General features: G+C 65.7%; 20 protein-coding genes and 2 riboswitches. Of the genes, 7 read left to right on the top strand and 13 right to left on the bottom strand.

Annotated elements, in window-relative coordinates:
* Positions 1-39 precede the first annotated feature (39 nt).
* The 4 genes from EA795_RS00405 (at position 40) to EA795_RS00390 (ending at position 4,122) form a co-directional block, all read left to right on the top strand.
* A complete protein-coding gene (locus EA795_RS00405) occupies positions 40-981 on the top strand; it encodes a LysR family transcriptional regulator (RefSeq protein ID WP_058077767.1) in 942 nt (313 codons plus the stop codon).
* A 173-nt stretch (positions 982-1,154) separates the two neighbouring features.
* Entirely contained in the window at positions 1,155-2,147 is a 993-nt protein-coding gene (locus tag EA795_RS00400) for a TRAP transporter substrate-binding protein (RefSeq protein WP_058073768.1), read from the top strand.
* Positions 2,148-2,239: 92 nt separating this feature from the next.
* Positions 2,240-2,809 carry a TRAP transporter small permease subunit gene (locus EA795_RS00395; protein WP_058073767.1) on the top strand — a complete coding sequence of 190 codons (570 nt, stop codon included), beginning with the start codon at positions 2,240-2,242 and terminating at the stop codon, positions 2,807-2,809.
* The gene (locus tag EA795_RS00390) at positions 2,806-4,122 is read left to right on the top strand and encodes a TRAP transporter large permease (protein ID WP_122074947.1); all 1,317 of its coding nucleotides are present in this window, start codon (positions 2,806-2,808) and stop codon (positions 4,120-4,122) included. The genes EA795_RS00395 and EA795_RS00390 overlap by 4 nt, the downstream gene beginning before the upstream one ends.
* Positions 4,123-4,980: 858 nt before the next feature.
* Here EA795_RS00390 and EA795_RS00380 read toward each other — a convergent pair.
* From EA795_RS00380 to mdcA, 11 genes are all read right to left on the bottom strand, one after another.
* A complete protein-coding gene (locus tag EA795_RS00380; RefSeq protein ID WP_058073765.1) occupies positions 4,981-6,447 on the bottom strand; it encodes a carbon starvation CstA family protein in 1,467 nt (488 codons plus the stop codon).
* Between the two features lie 404 nt (positions 6,448-6,851).
* Positions 6,852-8,768 (bottom strand): methyl-accepting chemotaxis protein, encoded by a 1,917-nt coding sequence (locus EA795_RS00375; RefSeq protein WP_122075278.1) that lies wholly within the window; start codon positions 8,766-8,768, stop codon positions 6,852-6,854.
* A 72-nt stretch (positions 8,769-8,840) separates the two neighbouring features.
* Complete coding sequence (madM, locus tag EA795_RS00370) at positions 8,841-9,605, bottom strand: malonate transporter subunit MadM (RefSeq protein WP_014854600.1); 765 nt, start codon at positions 9,603-9,605, stop codon at positions 8,841-8,843.
* A 3-nt stretch (positions 9,606-9,608) separates the two neighbouring features.
* Complete coding sequence (madL, locus tag EA795_RS00365; RefSeq protein WP_058073764.1) at positions 9,609-10,004, bottom strand: malonate transporter subunit MadL; 396 nt, start codon at positions 10,002-10,004, stop codon at positions 9,609-9,611.
* Between the two features lie 115 nt (positions 10,005-10,119).
* The gene (gene mdcH, locus EA795_RS00360; RefSeq protein WP_122074945.1) at positions 10,120-11,055 is read right to left on the bottom strand and encodes a malonate decarboxylase subunit epsilon; all 936 of its coding nucleotides are present in this window, start codon (positions 11,053-11,055) and stop codon (positions 10,120-10,122) included.
* Entirely contained in the window at positions 11,052-11,672 is a 621-nt protein-coding gene (locus EA795_RS00355; protein ID WP_122074943.1) for a malonate decarboxylase holo-ACP synthase, read from the bottom strand. Before EA795_RS00355 ends, mdcH begins: the two co-directional genes overlap by 4 nt.
* Positions 11,673-11,777: 105 nt before the next feature.
* The gene (gene mdcE, locus EA795_RS00350) at positions 11,778-12,563 is read right to left on the bottom strand and encodes a biotin-independent malonate decarboxylase subunit gamma (RefSeq protein ID WP_122074941.1); all 786 of its coding nucleotides are present in this window, start codon (positions 12,561-12,563) and stop codon (positions 11,778-11,780) included.
* Positions 12,560-13,426 carry a biotin-independent malonate decarboxylase subunit beta gene (locus EA795_RS00345; RefSeq protein ID WP_122074939.1) on the bottom strand — a complete coding sequence of 289 codons (867 nt, stop codon included), beginning with the start codon at positions 13,424-13,426 and terminating at the stop codon, positions 12,560-12,562. The genes mdcE and EA795_RS00345 overlap by 4 nt, the downstream gene beginning before the upstream one ends.
* On the bottom strand, positions 13,419-13,718 hold the full coding sequence (locus EA795_RS00340) for a malonate decarboxylase subunit delta (RefSeq protein WP_058077775.1): 300 nt from the start codon (positions 13,716-13,718) through the stop codon (positions 13,419-13,421). Before EA795_RS00340 ends, EA795_RS00345 begins: the two co-directional genes overlap by 8 nt.
* Before the next feature lie 2 nt (positions 13,719-13,720).
* Positions 13,721-14,590: a triphosphoribosyl-dephospho-CoA synthase gene (locus EA795_RS00335; protein ID WP_122074937.1), complete on the bottom strand. Its 870-nt coding sequence runs from the start codon at positions 14,588-14,590 to the stop codon at positions 13,721-13,723.
* Complete coding sequence (gene mdcA, locus EA795_RS00330; RefSeq protein WP_122074935.1) at positions 14,590-16,251, bottom strand: malonate decarboxylase subunit alpha; 1,662 nt, start codon at positions 16,249-16,251, stop codon at positions 14,590-14,592. Before mdcA ends, EA795_RS00335 begins: the two co-directional genes overlap by 1 nt.
* 218 nt (positions 16,252-16,469) lie before the next feature.
* Here mdcA and EA795_RS00325 point away from each other — a divergent pair, with 218 nt between their 5' ends.
* Both EA795_RS00325 and EA795_RS00320 read left to right on the top strand, forming a co-directional pair.
* Entirely contained in the window at positions 16,470-17,594 is a 1,125-nt protein-coding gene (locus EA795_RS00325; RefSeq protein ID WP_122075276.1) for a DUF1615 domain-containing protein, read from the top strand.
* 207 nt (positions 17,595-17,801) lie between these two features.
* A complete protein-coding gene (locus tag EA795_RS00320) occupies positions 17,802-18,146 on the top strand; it encodes a con-10 family general stress protein (RefSeq protein ID WP_122074933.1) in 345 nt (114 codons plus the stop codon).
* A gap of 86 nt (positions 18,147-18,232) precedes the next feature.
* Here the strand turns inward: EA795_RS00320 and EA795_RS00315 are convergent, their stop codons facing one another.
* A complete protein-coding gene (locus EA795_RS00315) occupies positions 18,233-19,495 on the bottom strand; it encodes a D-amino acid dehydrogenase (protein WP_058073756.1) in 1,263 nt (420 codons plus the stop codon).
* A 62-nt stretch (positions 19,496-19,557) separates the two neighbouring features.
* Positions 19,558-19,653, bottom strand: a riboswitch (glycine riboswitch).
* A gap of 4 nt (positions 19,654-19,657) precedes the next feature.
* Positions 19,658-19,752: riboswitch (glycine riboswitch) on the bottom strand.
* Positions 19,753-19,950: 198 nt separating this feature from the next.
* Between EA795_RS00315 and EA795_RS00310 the strand changes: the two genes are divergently transcribed.
* Positions 19,951-23,109, top strand: a complete 3,159-nt coding sequence (locus tag EA795_RS00310; protein WP_122074931.1) for a transglycosylase domain-containing protein — start codon at positions 19,951-19,953, stop codon at positions 23,107-23,109.
* Here EA795_RS00310 and EA795_RS00305 read toward each other — a convergent pair.
* The gene (locus tag EA795_RS00305; protein ID WP_115028490.1) at positions 23,070-23,507 is read right to left on the bottom strand and encodes a YqaA family protein; all 438 of its coding nucleotides are present in this window, start codon (positions 23,505-23,507) and stop codon (positions 23,070-23,072) included. The genes EA795_RS00310 and EA795_RS00305 overlap by 40 nt on opposite strands.
* Positions 23,508-23,574 lie beyond the last annotated feature (67 nt).

Here is a 23,574-nt window from a genome sequence, read left to right as displayed (position 1 = left end):
TGGGTCATAATCGAGGGCCATCGACTCGAGCGACCGCCCATGCAGATCGACGAAGAACTGACCCTGAAGAAGCTGGAGGTGTTTCTGGCCTTCATGCGCAGTGGCAGCCTGAGCAAGGCGGCTGCCGAGCTGAACACCAGCAATGTCAGCGTGCACCGCGCCATCCATTCGCTGGAAAGCGCGCTGCGCTGCCCGCTGTTCAAGCGCGAGGGACGCAATCTGATCCCGCTGGAAAGCGCCTTCGTGCTGGAGGAACGGGCCCAGCTGCTGGTCAAGGACGTGGTCGAAACCGTGCGCCAGACGCGCGAAGCAGCCGGCTTCTCGGCGGAGCGGTTCAAGCTCGGCGCGCTCTATTCGCTGACAGTGAAGACCGTGCCGCAGCTGATCATGGGACTCAAGCTGCGCCGCAGCGAGCTCAACATCGACCTGATCCTCGGTTCCAACGTCGACCTGCTCTACAAGCTGAAGAACATGGAGCTGGACGCCATCCTGATCTCCCTCGACGACAGCCTGATCAACCCCGACTGCGAGCAGTTGCTGCTGTTCGCCGACGACATCTTTCTCGCGGTACCCGCCGATTCGCCCTTCGCCGAACAGGCAGAGGTGGATCTGGCCGACCTGCGCGATGCCACCTTCATCACCCTCACCCAGGGTTTCGCCACCCACCGCGACAGTGCCCGGGTATTCGGCCAGGCCGGCTTCGAGCCGAATGTGGGCATGCAGGTCAACGACATCTTCACGCTGCTGAGCATGGTCAGCTCCGGCGTCGGCTACGCCCTGCTTCCCGGGCGGGTCGCGGCGGTGTACGAGAACCGCATCCGCCTGATCCCGCTGCAGGCTCGTTATCGCCTGCAGCAACAGATCGGCGTGGTCTTCCTGAAAGCCAAGGAGCGCGACCCCAACCTGCTCGCGCTGGTCGCGGAATGCCGGATGTACAGTGCCAGGTATCGTCCTCAGTCGGAGCGGCTGACGGATCGTTAACTTTCCCGTAACGATGATGGGACAGTCTTAATTGTTCCGCTCTTCCGCGCACGCTAGCCTGCACTTGACTCGGGCATGGAAGCTCGGACAACAAGAAGAAATTCTCTGTGACGTAATAAAAATAACTATGAATCGCGTACCGCGGTTCTGAAGTGTCAATCCAGGAGATTCCAATGAAAGCCCTACTCCGTACCTCGGTCGCGGCTGCTCTGCTGGTCGCCAGCATTCCCAGCTTCGCCGAAACCGTACTGCGCGCGTCCCACCAGTTCCCCGGCAACCAGGGCGATCCCCGCGATGAAATGGTGCAGATCATCGCGCGCGAAGTCGCCGCCGCCAACGTCGGCCTGAAGGTCCAGATCTACCCCGCCTCCTCGCTGTACAAGGCCAACGAGCAATGGGGCGCCATGACCCGTGGCCAGCTCGACATGACGGCCCTGCCGCTGGACTACGCTTCCGGCCGCGTGCCGCAGTTCTCCGCCACGCTGATGCCCGGGCTGGTCAAGAACTACGAACATGCCCAGCGCCTGAACCAGTCCGATTTCATGAAGGAAATCCACGCGCTGGCCGAGAAGAACGGCGCAATCATCCTCGCCGACGCCTGGCTGGCCGGCGGCTTCGCCTCCAAGGAGCGCTGCATCACCTCGCCCGAGACCATCAAGGGACAGGTCATCCGCGCTGCCGGGCCAGCCTTCGAAAACATGCTCGCCGCCGCCGGCGCCTCGATCTCGTCGATGCCGTCGTCGGAAATCTACACCGGCATGCAGACCGGCGTGCTGGACGCCGCCAACACCTCGAACGACAGCTTCGTCTCGTACCGCCTCTACGAACAGGTGAAATGCCTGACCGCGCCGGGTGAAAACGCCCTGTGGTTCATGTACGAACCCGTGCTGATCTCCAAGCGCAGCTTCGAGCGCCTGACCCCGGAACAGCAGGAAGCGATGCTGGCCGCCGCCAAGAAGGCCGAGGCCTACTTCGCCGAGGAAGGTCCCAAGGGCGAGAAGCGCATGAACGAAACCTTCTCCAAGGCCGGCGTGGAAGTGGTCAGCCTGAGCAAGGAAGAGCACGACGCCTGGATGCAGGTCGCTCGCGAATCCTCCTACCAGTACTTCGCCGAGAAGGTCAAAGGCGGCAAGGATCTTCTGGACAAGGCACTCGCCGTGCAGTGATGCCCCATCACGGCCGCTTCCCCGGCGGCCTTTCACTGCGTTCGAGCCCACCCCGTGGCTTGCAGTACGGCGCGGGCCTCCAGGAGTTCTTTATGTCCAGACGTTTTATTAGTGCCATCGAGGCCCTGTCGCGCCTGGGTGGTGTCAGCGCGGTTTTCCTGCTGATCATCGCCATGGTCGTGATGTGCCAGATGATCCTCATGCGTTACCTGTTCAGAGCCCCCACGATCTGGCAGACCGAGGTGGTGGTGTTCGCCGCTACCGCCGCGATCTTCATTGGCGCGCCCTATGTGCTGATGAAGAAGGGGCACGTCGGCGTCGACGTGATAGAACTGATGCTGTCGGCACCCAACCGCCGGCGCATGCAGTGTCTTGGCGCCGTGCTGGGCCTGATGTTCTGCGTGCTGATGAGCGTGGCCAGCGGCATCTACGTCTACGAGGCCTGGGAAGGCGGCTGGACCACCCCGACCATCGCCGCCATTCCGCTGTGGATTCCCGCAACGCCCATGCTGGTGGGCTTCGCCTTGCTGTGCCTGCAATACGTGGTGGAGCTGATGAAGATGATTCGCCCGGAACTGGCCATCTCGCCTCAACGAAACGCTGAAGGCCAGAAGGTCGAAACCATCATGCACAGCCATCAGCGCCTGGGAGAAACACCATGACTCCGACCCTTGCAGGTGTACTGCTGATCTGTGCCTTGCTGCTGTTCCTCGCCACCGGCATGCCGATCGCTTTCGCCCTCGGCCTGGCGGCCATGGGCGGGCTGTTCATGGCGATGGGCCCGGAGGTCATCGGCGTGGTGGCGGAAACCATGTTCGCCGGCATCGGCAACCTGGCTTTCGTCTCGATCCCGATGTTCGTGCTGATGGGCGCCATCGTCGCCGGCACGCCCGCCGGCGCCGACCTGTACCGCGCGCTGGATCGCTGGATGTACAAGGTGCCGGGCGGCCTGGTGCTGTCGAACATCGGTGCCTGCGCGGTATTTTCCGGCATGACCGGCTCCAGCCCGGCGACCTGCGCGGCGATCGGCAAGCTGGGCATCCCGGAAATGATCAACCGCGGCTACCCGTCCTCAGTGGCGACCGGCTCGATCGCCGCAGGCGGCACGCTCGGCATTCTGCTGCCACCCTCGGTGACGATGATCATCTACGGCATCGCCACGGAAACCTCCATCGGCCGGCTGTTCCTCGCCGGCGTGTTGCCCGGCCTGATGCTGACGGTCATGTTCATGGGTTGGGCGATGCTCGATGCCCGCCGCAAGGGCTTCCACTTCGGCGCCGCCGGGGTGCACTTCAGCCTGCGCGACAAGCTGGCGGCGTTGCCGCGGATACTGCCGCTGATGCTGATCATCCTCGGCGTGCTCTATGTGCTCTATGGTGGCGTGGCCACGCCTTCCGAAGCCGCTGGCGCAGGCGCCATGCTCACGCTGGTGGTGGTGGTGCTGGCCTATCGGCTGTTCAAGATGGGTACCTTCCGCGACATCTTCGGCTCCGGCATGCGCGAAAGCGTCATGATCATGATGATCCTGGCCTCCGCCGAGCTCTTCGCCTTCGCCCTGTCGTCGCTGTACATCACCCAGTCGCTGGCCGAGGCGATCGCCAGTCTGGAGGTCAACCGCTGGGTGCTGATGGGTGTGATCAACGTGTTCCTGCTGGTGGCCGGGATGTTCCTGCCGCCGGTGGCGGTGATCGTGATGTCCGCGCCGCTGCTGTTCCCCATTGTGGTGCAGGCCGGCTTCGACCCCTACTGGTTCGCGGTGGTGCTGACCATCAACATGGAGATCGGCCTGATCACGCCGCCGCTGGGGCTGAACCTGTTCGTCATCAACGGGATCGCACCGCAGGTGCCGACGCGGGAAATCCTCTGGGGAGCCCTCCCGTACGCGCTGGTGATGGTGCTGGCGATCATCATCCTGTGCCTGTTCCCGCAGATCGCTACCGTCCTGCCGGACTACGTGATGGGCGAAGCGATCTAGGTTTCAGATGTTGGCCATTGGCCGTAGGCCGATTTGGCGGGCTTCCTCGGAAGCCCGCTTTTTTATCGCTTTTGATATTCATGGGGACATGGGTGCTTGGCACCGGACTGGCAATATTGGATGTTGCGGCAGAGTTGCACTTCGGTGATAACGGCGCTTACCGAGTATGCTGACACCTCTGGTTTCGGCCCCCCGGCCGAGTCACTTTCTCTTTGCTCGCGCGAAAGAGAAAGTAACCAAAGAGAAAGCGCGCCCGACATCCGGCCCCGGCTACGCCGGGGTTCCCTCGCTCCGGTGTCGCTCCGGGGGCCGTCACGAAGGGACATCCCTGTCCCTTCGCTCCTCGCTCGGCGTCCATGCCTCGCGTCCCCCTGCGCAACACCTCCACTCGGCCTCCTGACGGGGAACGGGTCCGAGTCGCCTGGAAGATCGAGAGTTTGCTTCGGCTTTTTTGGCCCGACGCACAAACCATCAGGCGACACCAACCGCCCCTTTCAGGAGGGTGAGTGGAACCGTTGTGTAAGGGAGCGAGCCGCAGGGATGCGGCGAGAGGCTTAAAGGGCCAGGGACGGCCCTTGTAAGCCGGCCCCTGGAGCAGCGGTGGAGCGAACGAACCCTGCGCGAAGCGCAGGGCCGTATGTAGGGGCAAGCGTTTTTGGTTACTTTTTTCGCGACTGAAAAAAGTGACTCGCCCAGCAGGGCGAAACCCACGCCATCAAGCAACTCGACAAACGCTCACGAAAGCGAAACTTTCATTCAGCACACAAAATTGCCAGTCCGGCGCCAGCCTTTTCCTTCATCGAAAAAGCACGATGAATCGGGACCAGAGCAGCGCAGTTCGCCACTCTGGCCCAGGCTTCACACGGCCTCTGCAGTGCGTCTGTTGTTCTTGAACACCAGACCGATCAAGCACACCACTGCCACCGCAATACCGATCGGCCTGCTGTATTCCATCGGCAGGTTCAGACCGATGGCCGCCGTTGCGATGTAAGCCACCGTAATGGCCGTACCTATCACCGCCGGGATACTGGTAATCCAGTGGAAGGCACCCCTGTCGAACAGGTACTTGGTCGCCAGCCACAGCACGCTGGTCGACAGCAACATGTTGGAGAACGCGAAGTAACGCCAGATCAGCGAGAAGTCCAGGAAGGTCATCAGATAGGCCACACCCAGCAGCGGTACGGCCAGGGCCAACCGGTTGAGGGTCGTTTGCGAAATCTTGAACGCATCCATGATGGTCAGGCGCAGCGAGCGGAAGGCCGTGTCGCCGGAAGTGATCGGGAAAACCGCAACCGCGAGAATCGCCATCACACCGCCGAACACGCCCAGGTAGCTGGTGGCGACATGGTTGACCACCAGGCCGGGGCCGCCCTGGTCCAGCATGGCCTTCAGTTCGGCATAGCCGCCGGGGAAGGCCGCGATGCCCGCCAGCGCCCAGACGCAGGCGACGATGCCTTCGCAGGTCATGGCGCCATAGAACACCGGGCGGGCGTATTTCTCGTTGGTCAGGCAACGGGCGATCATCGGTGACTGGGTGGAGTGGAAGCCACTGATGGCGCCACAGGTGATCGTCACGAACAGCAAGGGCCATACGGGCAGGCCGTCAGGGTTCGGCGTGAGGAAGTCATGCTCCTGATGGTTATGCAGGAAGAAATCGAAAATACCCGACACCTGCGGCAGGTGAGGCGCTTCCAGCAGCAACGCCACGGCGACCAGGGTGGTCATCACGATCATCAGCAAGCCAAACGCCGGATACAGCTTGGTGATGATCTTGTCGATGGGCAACAAGGTGGCGAGGAAGTAGTAGCCCAGGATCACCAGTACCCAGAAGGTGTTGCCACCCAGAATGGTGCCCTCGAAAAACGACAGGTTACTCAGCAGCCCGGCCGGGCTCATGATGAACACCACACCGACGAAGAACAGCAGCATGGCGGTGAATATCAGCATGCAGCCCTTGAACACCACATTGTAATAGTGGCCGGCGATTTCCGGCAGGCTCTTGCCATCCTCCTTCAGGCTCATGACACCGGAGAAGTAGTCATGCACCGCGCCGCCGATCACGTTGCCGAGCACGATCCAGACGAGCGCGATCGGGCCATACAGCGCCCCCAGGATGGGGCCGAAGATGGGGCCGACACCGGCAACGTTGAGAAACTGAATCAGGAAAGCCCGCGCGGGGCTGATTGGCACATAGTCCACGCCATCGCGCAGACGCTCCTGAGGGGTGATGGCAGTCGGGTCTATGCCGGCCTGTTTTTCAACGAACGGGCCGTAGAGCTTGTATCCGAGAAAAAGTATCGCAAGGCTGATGAAGAAAAGCAGCATGGAGCAAGTTCCTCTTTATTTTTCAAGGTTTTATGGAACCCATCTTAAAGCGCCCGCCGCGTCACCGGGTCGAAAAGCGCAGGGTACTTTAGTAGAACCCAGGAGCCGATGACGGCAACCGTGCAGGTGCCCGTCGTTCGATTCACGCAAGAAGACAGCACGCCGGCAACGACACGCTGCGAAACACCAGGACCTCGAAAGCTGTTCAGCCAGGCGCAGCGCACATGACGAGCGACAGCGGCGACGGCCCGGGCACGCAGCCCGGAGCGGCAGGGAAAGCCGCCATCAGGCGGCCGTAGGGTACCAGTTTCGGCTCAGGCGGCACGATGCGGCCTGCCAAGAGGCGGGGAACGCTCCCCGCCGGATGCCGCCCGTGCAGCCTGGAAGGATCGAACCGAAGCGATTCAGACGCGGAAACGCGCAGCCAGGCCCTGCAGTTCGTTGCCCATCCTCGCCAGCGCCACCGTCGAGGCAGCGGTCTGCTCTGCCGCGGCTGCCGACTGGTCCGCCACGTCACGCACATTGAGCACGCTGCGGTTGATGTCCTCGGCCACCGAGCTCTGCTCTTCCGAAGCCGTGGCGATCTGCTGGTTCATCGCCTGGATGGTGGAGATGCTGCGGGTGATCGCCTGCAGCTCTTCACCGACGTCACGCGCCAGACTCACCGTCTCGGCAGCCAGGTCGCGGCTGCTGCCCATCAGCGATGAAGCGTTCAGCGCGCCCTTCTGCAACTTGCTAATCAACTCCTCGATCTGCGCCGTCGACTGCTGGGTGCGTTGCGCCAGGCCGCGAACCTCATCGGCCACCACGGCGAAACCGCGTCCGGCTTCCCCCGCCCTGGCCGCTTCGATCGCCGCATTCAGGGCCAGCAGGTTGGTCTGCTCGGCGATGCCGTTGATCACCGTGAGCACGGTGCTGATGCCCGTGGCTTCGCTGTTGAGCTGCTCCATGGCTTCGGCCGACAGGCCTACCTGCGACGACAGACTGTCTATCTGCGCCAGCGCCCGCTGCACCACGGCATTGCCCTGGACCGCCTGGCGATCGGCATGCTGAGCGGCGCTGGCGGCCTCATCGGCATTGCGCGCCACCTCCTGCACGGTCGCCGCCATCTCATGCATGGCCGTGGCGACCTGATCGGTCTCCTGGCGCTGGCTCTGGATACCGGCGCTGGTCTGCTCGGTCACGGCGGAGAGTTCCTCGGCGGCCGAGGCCAGCTGGCTGGTAATGCCGCTCATCTGACCGAGCATGTCGCGCAGGTTGCCGCGCGTACGCTCCAGCGCGTCGAGCAGTTGGCCGAATTCGTCGCTGCGCCGCTGCCGCGGCTGTTCAGTCATGTCGCCTGCGCCGATACGCTCGGCGACGCGCACGGCCTGGGACAGCGGGTTGGTGATTTGCCGCACGATCAGCCAGCTGATGAGCAGCCCAAGCGCCATCGCCAGCAAGGTGATCGCAAGCAACAGCGTTTTCTTGCCGACCGCGTCGGCGCCACGCTTGTCCGTCTGGGACTGCACGATTTCGCTGGTGTTGCGGTAGATATTGTCGAAAATCGTCTGCATATCCTGCCGCGCCCGCACCTGATCGGCGACGATCGGCGGCAATTTGGCGAACTGGCTGATATAGGTCCCGACCGAGTCGTGCAATGGCTGCAGGTTCTCGGCGCCAGCCAGGTGCTCATCGAGCCGCTCCACCGCCGCCTGCAGCGTCTTGAATTGCTGCTGCAGCTGCTGCAGCGACTGCTCGGTCTCGGTCATCAGGTAGCCGCGCACCATGAAACGGACCATCCGATTGTGCTTGGAGACCTCGCCGGCCAGCAGGCCGATGGTGGCTGTGCGCGGGCTTTCATGCATCACCGGATCGTCCGGCGTACCCGCCCAGCGTCTTTCCAATTCCGCGATCAGCGCATCCGAGGTGTTGCCAGCCTCGACCCAGCCGCTGCGGGTTTTCACCTTGAGCGCCCACAGCGCCGCCAGCTCCCGGAAGTGCTGCTGGTAACGCTGCGCCTCGCTGGCGATGGCATCCAGCCGTTGCAGATCCTGCGGGTCGATGAAATCGGCCTTCTGCTCCTGCACGAGCTGGACGATCCGCGCCACCGCCTGTTCCACCATTTCCACGTACTGCGGATCGCCTCGGGTTTCGAAGCTGACTTGTGCGAAGCGAATCCGATTGGCCTCGTCGAGCAGCATCGACGCGTCCTGCGCCTTGTCGCTGCGCGAGATCAATGCATCCATGCCGAAGCTACCGATAAGGGCGACGGCGACGGTCAGTACGAGAATCGCTGCAAAACCCAGCGCCAGTTTGTGGCTCACCTTGAGAAGGTTCATCATCCGTAATTCCTCGATAACGCAGACGCGCCCTGGTGGGCGCGCTGTGGTTTACGTTGAGTGTCAGTGGCCTCAGCCAAGCAGCCCGCGCATGATGAAGAACAGCAGCGAGGGTCCGAGCAGGCAGCCCAGTGCAGTGTAGAACGCCGCGGTCAGACAGCCGTACGGCACCAGTTTCGGATCGGTGGCCGCCAGGCCGCCGGCGACGCCGCTGGAGGTGCCGATCAGGCCGCCAAAGATCACCGCCGAGCGCGGGTTGTTCAGCCCGATCAGCGGCGCGACGAAGGGCGTCGCCACCATCACCAGGATCGCCTTGACCAGGCCCGCCGCGATGGACAGCGCCATCACCTCGGAGCTGGCGCCGATCGCTGCGCCGGTCACAGGTCCGACGATGTAGGTCACCGCACCGGTGCCAATGGTTGTCAGACTCACCGCATCGGTGTAGCCGAAGGCCACCGCCACCCCCACGCCGGCCACGAAGGACGAGAACACGCCGATGAACAGCGCCAGTACGCCGACGAAACCGGCGCGCTTGAGCTCTTCCACGCTGACGCCGAAGCCGGTGGCGACGATGGCGAAATCACGCAGCATGGCGCCGCCGAGCAGGCCGATGCCGGAGAACAGCGCGATGTCCACCAGGCCTTTCTGCCCACCGGTGACCACGCCACCGATGTAGGACAGCAGCAGGCCGATCAGGATGGCCACGGCCGAGCCATGCAGGCGGCCCTTGGTCAGCTTGTCCGAGAGCCAGTAGGACAACCACATGGTGGCGCCGATGATGGCGAAACCACTGACCATGCCGTAGCCGGATACAACCTTGAGAAGCGATTCGTACACAGGTCAGCCCTCGGTGATCAGCGTGGCGGTGGAGGCATCAGACTTTTTTTGGCCGATCCCACTCAGCACCGGAACCAGTGCGAAGGCGATGACGACGGCCGCGACGCCGGCAAGGATGGCCATCGGGCCACCGCTCAGCGCGCCGTAGACGTTCTGCTGGGCAGCCATGGCAACGACGATGGGGATGTAGACGGCACTCCAGAACCTGACGCCCTGCTCCGACTCCATGCTGAACAGGCCGCGATTCTTCAGGTAGCTGCCTATGAGAATGAGCAGCACCATGGCGATGCCGACGCCGCCGACGTTGGCCGGTACGCCGATGGCCTTGCCCAGCAGTTCGCCGATGAAAATGCCCGTCAGGGTGCACAAGGCCAGGAAGGCCACACCGAAGATAATCATTGTTATTGTCCTCTTGGGTTGCGCTCGTGCCTGCAAGCCGGCCGGCGCGTATTACGAAGTGAGTTGTAGTTATTCATCGTTCAGGTGGATGGCGCCAACGGCCATCCTTACAGCTCTACTCGGCTCGACCTACCTCCCGACGCAGCAAGGCATCCAGCGTATCGAGCCGGGCGCCATCGAAGGCGACCAGCGTACCTTGTTCGAAAACCCGTCGTGCCAGCCCGGTCAGTACCGAGCCTGGCGGCAGTTCGACGTGCAGCCGCACACCGCGCTCGTAGGCGGTGCGCAGGGTGCCGTGCCAGTCGACGACGCGGCACATGTTGAAGGCCAGGTCGTCGCGCAGGCGCTCGGGATCGGCGATGGGCCGTGCCGTGGTGCCGCTCAGATAGCGCAGGCGCGGCGCGCGCAGGCTGACCGTCGCGAACGCCTCGGCCAGCTGCGCGGCAGGCGCGTCCAACAGCGCACTGTGGGACGGCACGCTGACCGCCAGGCGCCTTGCACAGGAGGCCCCCAGCGCCTTGGCCCGTTGTGCCACCGCCGCCATGGCGGCATCGCTGCCGGCCACGACGAGCTGGTTGTCGGCGTTGATGTTGGCCAGGTGCACAGGGCTATCCGGGCCGCTGACCTGCGCCAGCAAACTTTCGACCTGGCCGATATCGAGGCCGAGGACGGCGGTCATGCCGAAGCCTTCGGGATAGGCGTTCTGCATCAGCTCGCCGCGCAGCGCCACCAGGCGCAAGGCATCGGCATAGTTCAGCGCCCCGGCGGCGACCGCCGCGGCATAGGCGCCGATGGACAGGCCGGCAACATAGTCGGGGCGCAAGCCGTCACGCATCAGCAGCCGGGCCCCGGCCACGCCGGCGATCAGCAGGCAGAGTTGCACGGCCCGGGTGGACTGCAGCGCCTCGGCCGAATCCAGCGCCAGCGCATCCTCGCCGAGCACCTCGCTGGCCTCGGCCAGTGCGGCGGCGATCTGCGGTTCGTCCGGCAGCCGATGCAGCATGCCGGGCTTCTGCGCACCCTGGCCGGGGAAGGCGAACAGGCTGCTCATGCCGCCAGCTCCCTGGCCGCCCAGGGGTCCTCGATCAGCCGCGCGCCCGTGGCGCACTTGAGCAGGACGCGCGCCGAGTCGCCGGCCCACTCGCGCAGGGCGACGCCACCCGAGGGCGTCTCCAGTTGCAGGTCGACGGCACAGGGCGCCTCGTCCAGCAGCCGTTGCAGTTCGCCTGCCAGTTGGCGGGACAAGGGTTGCGGGGTCCGCAGCAGCAGATCGAGATCGCTTTCGACATGCGCCGCCTCGACGCCGCTGGCCAGTTGGTAGCCGACCGATCCGGTGACGCCCCAGACGAGACCCAGCTCGTCGAGAAACGGCTTGAGCAAGGCCAGCGCCTTGAAGGCAGGCAACACCCCGGCCGGCAATCGCTCAACCAGTTGCTCCGGGCCCACTCGACGCAACACCCTGCTCACCTCCAACGTGGTGGCGAAGCGCTGATCGCGGCTGGCACCGCGCACGCCCACCGCAACCTGCCCGCTGGCTACCAGCGCACGGCGGACCACCACCGGCTGGCCAGCGGCGAGCACCTGCCGCACCCAGGCCGGCGCGTCGGCGGGCAGCTGTGCCGGTGTCAGGCCCCAGAGCAGGTCGTGGGGACGTAATCTGTCGATCATCTGCAGCCTCCTCATGGTTGTCGTTGGGGAGGGTGGGTTTGGTGGCAGCGGGGGCGCTAGCTTCTCACCCCCGACCCCTCTCCCCAGCGGGCGAGGGGGAAAAGCTCACCACTGCGCGCGCAGTTTTTCCCGGACCCGCGACGAGGCCTCGCGATTGGCCGCGCCAAGGCGACCGCTCAGGTCGGAGCTGGTGCCGATGTCCTCGACGGCCATGCGCAGGCAATCGCGCACCCGCGCCAGGTCGGCGGCGGCCGGCTGCTCGATGTTGTCCACCGAGAGGGTTTCCCAGAGCAGGCCGAGGGTCGCGTAGTTGTCGATGTCGTAGGCCATCGGCGGCACCGATTCGGCCAGCGCCTCCAGTTCCTCGACGCTGCGCAGGGTGATGCGCGCGGCGGCGGCCTTGCCCATGGCGTGCACCATCACCCCCGGATCGCGCAGGGCGATGATCCGCTGGGCCTGGTAGCCGTGGGCGAGGAAGGCGCCGGACATGGCCTTGCCCACCAGCAGCGCCACCACCGGATGCCCGGCCAGCCGCGCACGGGCATAGCCGTCCACCGCACCGGCCAGCGCCTGGTGGATGCCCAGGGCCTCCTCGCGGCGGCCGTAGGCCTGGCTCGGTACGTCGACCACGGCGACCAGCACGCGCTTGTCGGCCTTGTCGCGATCGGCCTCGATCACCTCGTCCACGGCCTGGCCCAGGGCCCAGCCTTCGAGCAGGCCGACCTCGCCGTTGCGCGCGCGCGGGAAGGGGCTCTGGGCATCGGGCACCACGGCGATATAGCGCGCGGCACGGCCTTCGAGTTCACCATCGACGACCTTCACCGAGGCCGGATAGCCGGCCAGGGCCTGGCCACCGGCCAGGGCTTGCAACCAGTTCAGTCCACGGCTCATTGGGCATCTCCTTGGTAGAGGGCGCGCACCCCCGCGGCATCGAGCTGCTCACGGGTATCGGCGTCGGTCAGGCGTTGCAGGAACCAGGCATGCCGCCGACTGCGCGGCTGCGCCGGCTTGCCCTGGGCGAACAGCTTGTGCAGTTCGGCACGGATAGCATCGCTGTCGTCTGCGACGTAGCTGTCCACCAGGCCGCTGGCATGGCGCTGCTCGCCGCCGGTCAGGCTCCAGATGAACGGACGGTCGCGCGAGTCGTATTCCTCGATGCCGGCTTCCTGCTCGATCACCTGCGGGCCGTTGAGCCCGATGCGCGCCTCGCGGGTCGCCACCAGGTAGCTGCACAGCCCGGCAGCGATGCCCATGCCGCCGAAGCAGCCGACCGAACCCGCCACCACGCCGATCACCGGCTGGTGCTCGCGCAGCTCGACGATGGCCGCCTGGATCTCGGCGATGGCGGCCAGGCCCAGGTTGGCTTCCTGCAGGCGCACGCCGCCGGTTTCCAGCAGCAGCACGGCGCGGGTGGGAATGCCGTTGCGGTTGTCCTCGGCGGCCAGCTCCAGGCTGCCTGCGATCTTCGCGCCGCCGACCTCGCCCATGCTGCCGCCCTGGAAGGCGCCTTCGATGGCGGCGATCACCGCCGGCTGGCCGTCAATGGTGCCCTTGGCCACCACCACGCCGTCGTCGGCCTGGGTGACGATGCCCTGCTTCGGCAGCCAGGGCGAGGTGACGCGGTCGAACGGATCGAGCAGTTCGCGGAAGCTGCCTGCATCCAGCAGTGCGCGGGCGCGCTCGCGGGCGCCGAGTTCGACGAAGCTGCGCGATTGCAGCAGACGGGTCACGTTGTTTGCGGAAGCATCAGTCATGGCCGACCTCCTCCAGTCCCTGTTCCAGGCGCAGGCGCACCACGCCGGGTGTGGCGCCGAAGTCGTGGATGTCGATGTTCAGCGCCGGTAGCGTCTGCTCGCGGAACATCCGCTCGAACAGTTGCTGCCAGCGTTGCTCGGCGCCGTTGACCGAGGTGACCACCTGGATCGCCAGCTTGCCGGCCTGGCCGGGTTCGAGCAGCACTTCCAGATCGCCCGAGCCGACCACGCCGACCAGGGCCTTGCCGCGAGCGGGTTGCCCGGCGGCGAATTCGAAAGACAGGGTTTCCATGATCAATTGCTCCCAATCGGCGCCGGCGCGGCAGGCGCCAGACGGTCGAGGAAAAGAGTGGCGGCCAGCAGGTCGGCGGCACCGCCCGGCGAGGCATTGAGCGCCAGCATGGCGTGGTCCAGCGCGCGCAACTGGCGACGCCCGGCGAGGCTGGCGGCGCCACCGGCGGCGAGTACGGTGCGGGCGCCCTGCTGCATGCGCTCCAGGCCTTCCAGCCCGGCGCGATGCAGCACGCAGGTGTCGGTCAGCTGGCTCATGATCGCCAGCAGCGCGTCGAGCCTGGCGTTCTGCTCGCCAGCGCCGGCGCGACGGCTGGCGTTGAGCTGCGGCAGACCGTGCTCGATGACGGCGGGAAAGCCGTGCTGCGCCTGTTCGCGGGCGCCGAGCACACCGTAGCGGCGACAGACCCGTGCGCCATGGCTGTCCGGGTTGCGTGGCGCGGCGGGGTCTTCCAGCCGGGCCAGGGCAGCGGCGGTCATGGCGATCTCGTCGGCCGCGGCACCCGGTTCCAGCGTCGCGGAGGCACTGAGCAAGCCCAGCGCCCAGATCGCGCCGCGATGGGTATTGACCCCGGCGGTGACGCGCAGCATCTCCGCTTCGCCGTCGCGGCCCAGCCGGCCGAGCGTCTCGCGCAACGCCTGGCTGACCTCGCCTTCGGCGCGCGCCGCGTCAGCCATGGCGGCGAACGCCGGCCACAGCGATTGCGCCGATGCGTGCATCAGGCCCAGGTGCAGATCACTGTGCGCACCGCTGCCGCGCCGGTCCACCAGCCCCGGCTTGGGCGACAGGTCGGCCTCGTCGATCAGTGCCTGCACCGCCAGGTCCGCCAGACGCTCGGCCGGCGACGGCCGTGTTGCAATGAGCGCGCTCATCACCAGCTCCTGAACTTGGCGGGCGGGTTGTAGAGGCCGCCGGACCATTCCACCAGCTCGGCGATGCTCTTGGCAGCGAGCAGCTCGCGGCTGGCGTCGTTGCGGCGGATGCCGAGATCTTCCGGCAGCGCGATCAATCCTTCGCGGCGCATGCGCTCGGTGTCCTTGGGATCATGGCGCAGGCCGATGCTGGTGACGCCGGCCACCGCCGCGATCATCGCCTGGCGCTCTTCCAGCGAGCGCGCCTTGTACAGGTAGGCGATGCCTTCCTCGGTGAGCAGGTGGGTGACGTCGTCGCCGTAGATCATGATCGGCGCCAGCGGCATGCCGCTCTTCTTCGCCACCTGGACCGCATCGAGCTGCTCGACGAAGGTGGGCTTGCCGCCTTCCTGGAAGGTCTCGACCATCTGCACAACGAGCTTCTTGCCGCGCTCGAGCATGGTCACAGGCTCGGTCATGTCGAGCCAGGCCGGGGTGGCATGGCGGCGACCGCGCGGATCGTGACCCATGTTCGGCGCGCCGCCGAAACCGGCCAGTCGGCCCCGCGTCACAGTCGAAGAATGCCCGTCGCCATCCACTTGCAGGGTCGCGCCGATGAACAGGTCCACCGCGTACTGGCCGGCCAGCTGGCACATCATGCGGTTGGAACGCATCGAGCCATCGCGGCCGGTGAAGAACACGTCCGGACGCTGGGCGATGTAGTTCTCCATGCCCAGCTCGGTGCCGAAGCAGTGCACGCTCTCGACCCAGCCGGTCTCGATCGCCGGGATCAGCGTCGGGTGCGGGTTGAGCGTCCAGTTGCGGCAGATCTTGCCCTTCAGACCCAGGGATTCGCCGTAGGTCGGCAGGATCAGCTCGATGGCGGCGGTGTTGAAGCCGATGCCATGGTTGAGCGACTGCACCTTGTGTTTTTCGTAGATGCCGCGGATCGCCATCATCGCCATCAGCACGTGCACCGGCTTGATGTGGCGCGGGTCGCGGGTGAACAGTGGCTCGATGTAGAACGGCTTGTCGGCCTGCACCACGAAGTCGACCCAGCTGGCCGGGATGTCCACGCGCGGCAGGTCGCGCGGGTCGTCGACGATCTGGTTGACCTGGACGATGACGATGCCGTCGGAGAAGGCCGTGGGTTCGACCAGCGCCGGGGTGTCCTCGGTGCTCGGGCCGGTGTAGATGTTGCCCTCGCGATCGGCGGTGAAGCCGGCCACCAGCGCGACATTGGGGATCAGGTCCACCAGCAGGCGCGAATAGAGCTCGATGTAGGTATGGATGGCGCCGACTTCCAGCAGGCCGTCTTCCAGCAACTGGCTGATGCGCAGGCTCTGCGGACCGGCGAAGGAGAAGTCGAGCTTGCGCGCGATCTGCCGCTCGAACAGGTCCAGATGCTCGGCGCGGCTGACGCTGGGCATGATCATGTGCAGGTCGTGCAGCTTGCCGGGATCGACCTGGGCCAGCGAGCGGGAGAGGAAATCCGCCTGTTTCTGGTTGTTGCCTTCGAGTACCACGCGATCGCCGGGTGCGATCAGCATTTCCAGGGCCTCGACGATCCGCTCGCTGGGCAGCACCACGCCATCGGCGAGGCGACGCGCCTGATCGAGACGCCGGGCCTTTTCGGCACGACGACGCGACCACTGCGGCGGTGGGGACATTGTTGTTGTCATGACGACTCCACAGGTTTCCGCGATGTGGAGCTCACAGTAGGCAGTGCCCCCTGGGTCATCAATCAAGCTGGAGGGGCGAACGTTACCCAAATCGTAATGATAAAGCGTGATCGTCCGCCCCAAGCCGACGCCGACCTGATTGCGTCGTTCCGCGGCGTTGCGCAGCCGCCTGAGCGAAATCATGGTCGAACCCTGACCAGAACAAGCCGATGAACCGCATGAACAATCTCCTTCAACATCTCTCCACAGGCTGGTGGCGCCTTCCGTCGGGCATTCTGCTGGTCACGCTGCTGGCATTTGCCGGTTGTGCCAGGCAGCCCGTGGCCCCGCCGCCGCACCCGAACGAAGTACGCGCGAAGATCGCCCGGCTGATGCCGGCCGACATTCCGGATCGCAATGGCTGGGCGGCGGATATCCAGACGGCGTTCAGCACCCTGGCGATTCCGCCCAGCGACGAAAACCTCTGTGCCGTGCTGGCCGTGACGGTGCAGGAATCGACCTTCCAGGCCGCGCCGCCGGTGCCCGGCCTGGCGAAGATCGCCCGGCAGGAAATCCAGCGGCGCGCAGATCGCCTGCATGTTCCGCGTTTTCTGGTGAACGCCGCGCTGCGCCTCGAGTCGCCCGACGGCAAGACCTACGAGCAACGGCTGGCCAGGGTGCGTACCGAGAAGGAGTTGAGTGAGATCTTCGACGACTTCCTCGGCCTGGTGCCCCTGGGCCGGCAGTTGTTCGGCATGCTCAATCCGGTGCGAACCGGCGGGCCGATGCAGGTCAGCATCGCCTTCGCCGAGGCGCGTGCGAGCGATTACCCCTATGCCTACGAAGGCAGCATTCGCGACGAGGTCTTCAGCCGCCGTGGCGGCATGTATTTCGGCATCGCCCATCTGCTGGACTATCCGGCGAACTACAGCCGTCCGCTGTATCGTTTCGCCGACTTCAACGCCGGTTGGTACGCCAGCCGCAACGCGGCCTTCCAGAAAGCGCTCAGCCTGGCATCGGGCATCGACCTGGCGCTCGACGGTGACCTGATCATCCATGGCAGCCGCAAGGCCGGCGCCACGGAGCTGGCGGCCCGTTCGCTGGGTAAACGCTTGCGCATGAGCGACGCCGCGATCCGCGAAGCACTGGAACAGGGCGATCGCTTCGAATTCGAGGAGACGCGGCTCTACGAGCGGGTATTCGACCTGGCGCAGCACATCGATGGCCAACCCTTGCCACGCGAGGCCTTGCCGGGCATCACCCTGCAGAGCCCGAAGATCACGCGCAACCTCACCACCGCATGGTTCGCCAAGCGTGTCGACGAGCGTCATCAGCGCTGCATGGTGCGCGCCTCGCAACTGTGATCAAGCCTTCGTCGCAGCCGGCGCCCGCTTGCCTCGAGGAAACGAAAAAATGCCGTTGCGTCAGTTACTTACGCCACTCATCAGGCAGTCGCGCAAGTGTTGAACTCCCCACCCCGATCCCTTTCACAACAGTGAGGCGGACGGAATGCCACAGCGCCAGACGCCCAGTTCAATCACGCGATTTCACAACCGTGCAGGAGGTTTCCCATGGCTAACGAAAGAGACGGCATGAGCGTAAACGAAGCAGGGCGTAAAGGCGGCGAAGCGACCTCGGCGACTCACGACAAGGAGCATTACCAGGATATGGGTAGCAAGGGCGGGCAGAACAGTGGCGGCAATTTCGCCAACGATCCTCAGCGCGCCTCGGAAGCCGGACAGAAAGGCGGACAGAACAGCGGTGGCAACTTCGCCAACGACCCTCAGCGTGCCTCCGAAGCCGGGCAGAAAGGCGGCCAGAACAGCGGCGGCAACTTCGCCAACGATCGCCAGAAGGCGTCCGAAGCAGGCCAGAAAGGTGGCCAGAACAGCCACGGCGGTGGCCGTAACAACTGATACGAGATCGGCGGAAGCGCTGCCTTCCGCCTCAGGTTTCAAACAAAGACCGCGAGGCCTCATTCAGGCCTCGCGGTCGTTTCAGGCTACGCGCAAACCGCTTGCGCCGATGCCACCGGAGCAGTGGTGCCGCCCAGCGCCTGCCCCACCACATCGCCGATCATGTCCGCGGTGACGGCGCTCAGGGTCCAACCCAGGTGGCCGTGGCCGGTGTTGTAGAACACGCAGGGCGATTTGCCGCGCCCGACCTTGGGCATCATGTTCGGCAGCATCGGCCGCAGGCCGGCCCAAGGCACCACGCTGCGGGTGTTGACGCCGGGGAAGCACTGGTTCACCCATTCCACCAGCGGGCGAATGCGGTCGGCGCGGATGTCGCGGTTGTAGCCGTTGAACTCGGCGGTGCCGGCGACCCGGAAGCGATCGTCGCCCAGGCGGCTGGTCACCAGCTTGGTCTCGTCGTCCAGCAGGCTGACGGTGGGGGCCGAGACGCGGCTGAGCTCGTCGTTCAGGTTGACCGTGATCGAGTAGCCCTTGACCGGATAGATGTTCACCCGATCGCCCAGTTGCGCGGCCAGATCGCGGCTGGCGGTGCCGGCGCAGACCACCAGGCCGTCGAACTGCAGCACCTCGTCGCCGGCGCTGCTGCCGAGGGTCACGCTGGCGCGCTTGCCATCGCTGGAGACCGCCTTCACATCCTCACCGTAGAGGCAGCGAACGCCCAGGCGATCGATCGCCGCCGCCAGGCCATTGGTGAACTTGTGGATGTCGCCGGTGGAGTCGCACTCGGTGAAATAGCCGCCGTAGTACTTGCCGGCCAGGGTCGGCTCGATGTCGCGCATTTCCTCAGGCGTCACGCTGCGCCGCGGCAGGCCGCCTTCGGCCAGTAACCGGGACACCTTGCCGGCGTGCTCGAAGCCGGCCTTGTCGCGGTAGATGTGCAGGATGCCTTTCTTCTTCAGGTCGAAGTCGATGCCTTCCTCGTCGGCCCAGGCGAACAGGTGCTCACGCGCGGCGATCGCCAGGCGCGCGGTTTCGACGGTGTTCTTGTCGTAGTTGGGGATCGAGCCGATGAACTCGGCGAACCAGGAAAGCTTGTGCCAGCTGGGCTTGGGATTGACCAGCAGCGGCGCATCGTTCTTGAGCATCCACTTCAGGCCCTTGACGATGGTCGACCTGTGGTTCCAGACCTCGGCGTTGGAGGCCGACAGCTGGCCCCCGTTGGCGAACGAGGTTTCCATGGCGGCATAGCGATGCTTTTCGAACAGGGTGACCGCGAAGCCGCGCTTGGCCAGGGCATAAGCGGTGGTAACGCCGGTGATTCCGCCACCAATGACAGCGATTGTTTTCATTGTTGTAGCTCCAGAGACGTCAGGGGTTGAAGCCCGTGCGCACAATGCGCGGCGGGCGCCCCCTCTGTCCTGGACCTGAGAGTTTCACGCCTGCGCCAGAGCGCAGCCGCTTGCTCCTTCGGTGCGCCCGGCGACGATGGTCGGGCGGCTCTTCAGAGTTCACCGGTGATAACGGTCCTTTTGCCTGAGAGTTTCCGGGGCGGTTGCTCCTTCGGCGCTGCGGCGATCACACCGGCAGTCTCTCCCGATATCACACCGATTCGCACAGCCGCCTGCGGCGAGCTGTCGCACAATCGTAGGGGCTACCCTGCCAGAAAAATCCGCGGCTGTAACCTCCAACTTTCTGATTAGATGCACCGCTGATCGGCGCCGCTCCGTTCATCCGCTCGATGCAGCCAAGCCCCCCGCGCAGGCTAAGCTTGTGAAGGAGTTCACAGGAAGCCAGGCCGGAGATCATGGGCGCAGTATGGCAAGCCAATCGCATCGGGTCAGCGCCGGACCAGCCTGACCCACCGACCAGCGGCACCCCCCCGCCCAAGCGCGGCCGTCCTCTGGCTCGTCGATTCGTGCTGCTGACTACCGTCTCGTTGCTGGCCGGCGGCGGCTATGCCGGCTGGCACGAGATGCAGACCTCGGAGTTGCAGGCACGCTGGCTGAGCCGCTACGCCGCAAGCCTCGACTACCGGATCGAGCCCGGTGCCAGCGAGCAGGTGCTCTTCCCCGACGACGGGCCCTTCGACCGCCGCCTGGGTTACGTCGACATCCCGCGCTTCGCCGAGCGCCTGCTTCGCCAGGGCTTCCGTATCGAGGCACAGGCTCGCTTCTCGCCGGCCCTGCTGGAATATTCCAGTCGCGGCTTCTTCGTGCCCTACCCGGAGAAGCCGCATGCCGGCCTGACCCTCGAGGACTGCACCGCCGCGGTGCTGTACGCCAATCGCTACCCCGAGCAGCTTTATGCGGACTTCGAGAGCATCCCGCCGCTGGTGGCGCAGAGCCTGCTGTTCATCGAGGACCGCGGCCTGCTGGACGCCGGCCGGCCACGGGCCAACCCGGCCGTCGACTGGCCACGCCTGACCATGGCGGCGCTCAGCCAGATCGAGAAGAACCTGGGGCTGTCCGGCCAGGCAGCCGGCGGCAGCACCCTGGCGACCCAGGCGGAGAAGTACCGCCATTCACCCTACGGACGCACCGACAGCCCCGAGGAGAAGCTGCGGCAGATGGTCTCGGCCAGCGTGCGCACCTATCGCGAAGGACCACAGACCCTCGCCAGCCGGCAGCACATCGTCCTGGCCTACCTCAACAGCGTGCCGCTGGCCGCCGTGCCGGGGCATGGCGAGGTACACGGCCTTGCCGATGGCCTGCGCCTCTGGTTCGGCGCGGACTTCGCCGAGGTCAACCGCCTGCTCGATTCGCGCCACAACGCCGGCAGCAGCCTGGCCGCCCAGGGCCTGGCGCTGCGCCAGGTGCTGTCGCTGCTGATCGCCCAGCGCCGTCCGACCCACTATCTCGGTGCCGGGCGCGACGAGCTGACGGCGCTCACCGACAGTCACCTGCGACTGCTCGCCCGCGATGGCCTGATCCCGCTGTCGCTGCGCGATGCTGCCCTTGCCCGGCGCGCCGAACTGCGCGATTTCAGCCGCGAGCCGGCCACGCAGGCGATCGAGATCGCCAAGGGCGTCAGCATCGCCCGTACGCGTCTGGCCAGCCTGCTGGGGCTGTCGCTGTACGACCTCGACCGCCTCGACCTCACCGCTACCACGCCACTGCACGGCCCCCTGCAACGGCAGGTCGGCGAATACCTGCGGCGCCTGGCCGATCCGGCTTTCGCCGAGGAGGTGGGATTGTTCGGCGACCGCATGCTGTCGCCGGAAAAGACCGCCGAGGTGCGCTACAGCTTCACCCTGCTCGAGCGCGACGAGCAGGGCTTCCAGGTAAGGGTGCAGACCGACAGCACCGACCAGCCGTTCGACATCAACCAGGGCAGCAAGCTGGAGCTGGGCTCCACCGCCAAGCTGCGGGTGCTCACCACCTATCTGGAAGTGATCGCCGAGCTGCATCAGCGCCATGCGCTGCTCGAACGCCAGGCGCTGCGTCAGGTCAAGGCCGAGGACCCGCTGAGCCGCTGGGCACTGGACTACCTGGCCCGTAACGAAGACCGCAGCCTGACGGCCATGCTCGACGCGGCGATGGAGCGGCGCTACTCGGCGAGCCCCGCCGAGCGGTTCTTCACCGGCGCGGGAATGCACCGTTTCAGCAACTTCCGCCATCAGGACGACCATCGCCTGCCGACGCTGCGCGAGGCTCTGCGCGAATCGATCAACCTGCCGTTCGTGCGGCTGTTGCGCGACCTGGTCAGCTACAGCAGCCACCAACTGAGCGATCGCGCCGCATTGCTCGGCGACGACGACAACCCCGAACGGCTGGAATACCTGGCGCGCTTCGCCGATCGCGAGGGCGTGGTGTTCCTGCAGCGCTTCTGGAGGAAGTACCGCGGCAAGAACACCGAGCAGCGCATCGAGGTGCTGCTCGACGGCATCCAGCCCACCCCTGCCCGCCTTGCCGCGGTGCACCGCTATGTAATGCCCGAGGCCGATCGCGCCCGCTTCGCGCGGTTCCTGGACGAACGCCTGCCCGCGTCCGAGTTCGATGACGATGAGCGCGAGGCGCTCTATCAGCGCTATGCCCGTGGCCAGTACAGCCTGCCGGATCAGGGCTATATCGCCCGGGTGCATCCGCTGGACCTGTGGCTGCTGGGCTACCTGATCGCCCATCCCGACGCAGGGCTGAAGGAGATCGTCGACGCCAGCGCCGAGCAGCGCCAGGAGGTCTACGGCTGGCTGCTGCGCAGTCGCCACAAGAGCGCCCGCGACAGCCGCATCCGCATCATGCTGGAGGTCGAGGCCTTCACCGATATCCACCGCCGCTGGCAGCGCCTGGGTTATCCGTTCGAACACCTGGTGCCCTCGCTCGCCACTGCCCTGGGCAGCTCCGGCGACCAGCCGGCGGCACTGGCCGAGCTGATGGGCATCATCCTCAACGATGGTGTGCGCCTGCCCAGCATACGCATCGATCACCTGCGCTTCGCCAGCGACACGCCCTACGAGACCCACCTCGGCATCGCCACCGGGTCCGGCGAACGGGTACTGCCACGGGAAGTCGCGCAGACCCTGCGCGAAGCCCTGGCCAACGTGGTGGAAGGCGGTACCGCGCGGCGCCTGCAGGACAGTTTCACCCAGGTCGACGGCAGCGTACTGGCCATGGGAGGCAAGACCGGCACCGGCGACAACCGGCTACAGAGCGTGACCGCCAGCGGCCGGCTGATCAGCTCGCGCGCGCTCAACCGCACCGCCACCTTCGTCTTCTACCTGGGCCCGAACCACTTCGGCACCCTGACTGCCTACGTTCCGGGGCAGGCGGCGGACAACTTCCGCTTCACCTCGGCGCTACCGGTTCAGGCGCTCAAGGGCATGCAGCCGATTCTGCAGCCCTATCTGCGTGGCGAAAGCCTCTGCCAGCCTCGCGAAGGCTGGCAGCAGGCCAGCGCGGAGCCGGACACCGCCACGACTTCGTTGACTCAGAACCAGCCCAGGGTCAGCGCCGCCAGCACCAGGTAACGCGCGCCCTTGGCCAGGGTCACCAGCAGCAGGAAGCTCCACAGCGGCTCGCGCAGGGTGCCGGCGATCACCGTCAGCGGATCGCCGATCAGCGGCACCCAGCTGAGCAGCAACGACCAGCGCCCGTACCGCTGGTAACCGCGCTGGGCCCTGGCCAGCCCGGAGGCGCTGACGGGAAACCAGCGGCGATCGCGGAAGCGCTCCAGCGAGCGCCCCAGCAGCCAGTTGATTACCGAACCCAGTACGTTCCCCGTGGTAGCGACCAGCAGCAGCGCCCACGGCGCGAAGGCATCGGACAGCAGCAGGCCGACCAGCGCCGCCTCCGATTGCAGCGGCAGGATGGTGGCCGCCAGCAAGGCGGCCAGGAAGAGGCCGAGGTAGGCGGAAATATCCAGCATTCGTCTGCCGCGTACGGCCCCGTTCAGTCTGTGGCGCGGCGGTTATCGCGGGGCCGGCGGTCGTATC

The sequence above is a fragment of the Stutzerimonas nitrititolerans genome, from assembly GCF_003696285.1.
GTDB lineage: Bacteria > Pseudomonadota > Gammaproteobacteria > Pseudomonadales > Pseudomonadaceae > Stutzerimonas > Stutzerimonas nitrititolerans.
This window is presented reverse-complemented; position numbering and strand designations above follow the sequence as displayed.

Coding starts and splice junctions, on each gene's coding strand:
- EA795_RS00405 (WP_058077767.1), top strand. CDS start 40: ATGCAGATCGACGAAGAACTGACCCTGAAGAAGCTGGAGGTGTTTCTG.
- EA795_RS00400 (WP_058073768.1), top strand. CDS start 1,155: ATGAAAGCCCTACTCCGTACCTCGGTCGCGGCTGCTCTGCTGGTCGCC.
- EA795_RS00395 (WP_058073767.1), top strand. CDS start 2,240: ATGTCCAGACGTTTTATTAGTGCCATCGAGGCCCTGTCGCGCCTGGGT.
- EA795_RS00390 (WP_122074947.1), top strand. CDS start 2,806: ATGACTCCGACCCTTGCAGGTGTACTGCTGATCTGTGCCTTGCTGCTG.
- EA795_RS00380 (WP_058073765.1), bottom strand. CDS start 6,447: ATGCTGCTTTTCTTCATCAGCCTTGCGATACTTTTTCTCGGATACAAG.
- EA795_RS00375 (WP_122075278.1), bottom strand. CDS start 8,768: ATGAACCTTCTCAAGGTGAGCCACAAACTGGCGCTGGGTTTTGCAGCG.
- madL (WP_058073764.1), bottom strand. CDS start 10,004: ATGATTATCTTCGGTGTGGCCTTCCTGGCCTTGTGCACCCTGACGGGC.
- mdcH (WP_122074945.1), bottom strand. CDS start 11,055: ATGAGCAGCCTGTTCGCCTTCCCCGGCCAGGGTGCGCAGAAGCCCGGC.
- EA795_RS00355 (WP_122074943.1), bottom strand. CDS start 11,672: ATGATCGACAGATTACGTCCCCACGACCTGCTCTGGGGCCTGACACCG.
- mdcE (WP_122074941.1), bottom strand. CDS start 12,563: ATGAGCCGTGGACTGAACTGGTTGCAAGCCCTGGCCGGTGGCCAGGCC.
- EA795_RS00345 (WP_122074939.1), bottom strand. CDS start 13,426: ATGACTGATGCTTCCGCAAACAACGTGACCCGTCTGCTGCAATCGCGC.
- EA795_RS00340 (WP_058077775.1), bottom strand. CDS start 13,718: ATGGAAACCCTGTCTTTCGAATTCGCCGCCGGGCAACCCGCTCGCGGC.
- EA795_RS00335 (WP_122074937.1), bottom strand. CDS start 14,590: ATGAGCGCGCTCATTGCAACACGGCCGTCGCCGGCCGAGCGTCTGGCG.
- mdcA (WP_122074935.1), bottom strand. CDS start 16,251: ATGACAACAACAATGTCCCCACCGCCGCAGTGGTCGCGTCGTCGTGCC.
- EA795_RS00325 (WP_122075276.1), top strand. CDS start 16,470: ATGAACAATCTCCTTCAACATCTCTCCACAGGCTGGTGGCGCCTTCCG.
- EA795_RS00320 (WP_122074933.1), top strand. CDS start 17,802: ATGGCTAACGAAAGAGACGGCATGAGCGTAAACGAAGCAGGGCGTAAA.
- EA795_RS00315 (WP_058073756.1), bottom strand. CDS start 19,495: ATGAAAACAATCGCTGTCATTGGTGGCGGAATCACCGGCGTTACCACC.
- EA795_RS00310 (WP_122074931.1), top strand. CDS start 19,951: ATGGGCGCAGTATGGCAAGCCAATCGCATCGGGTCAGCGCCGGACCAG.
- EA795_RS00305 (WP_115028490.1), bottom strand. CDS start 23,507: ATGCTGGATATTTCCGCCTACCTCGGCCTCTTCCTGGCCGCCTTGCTG.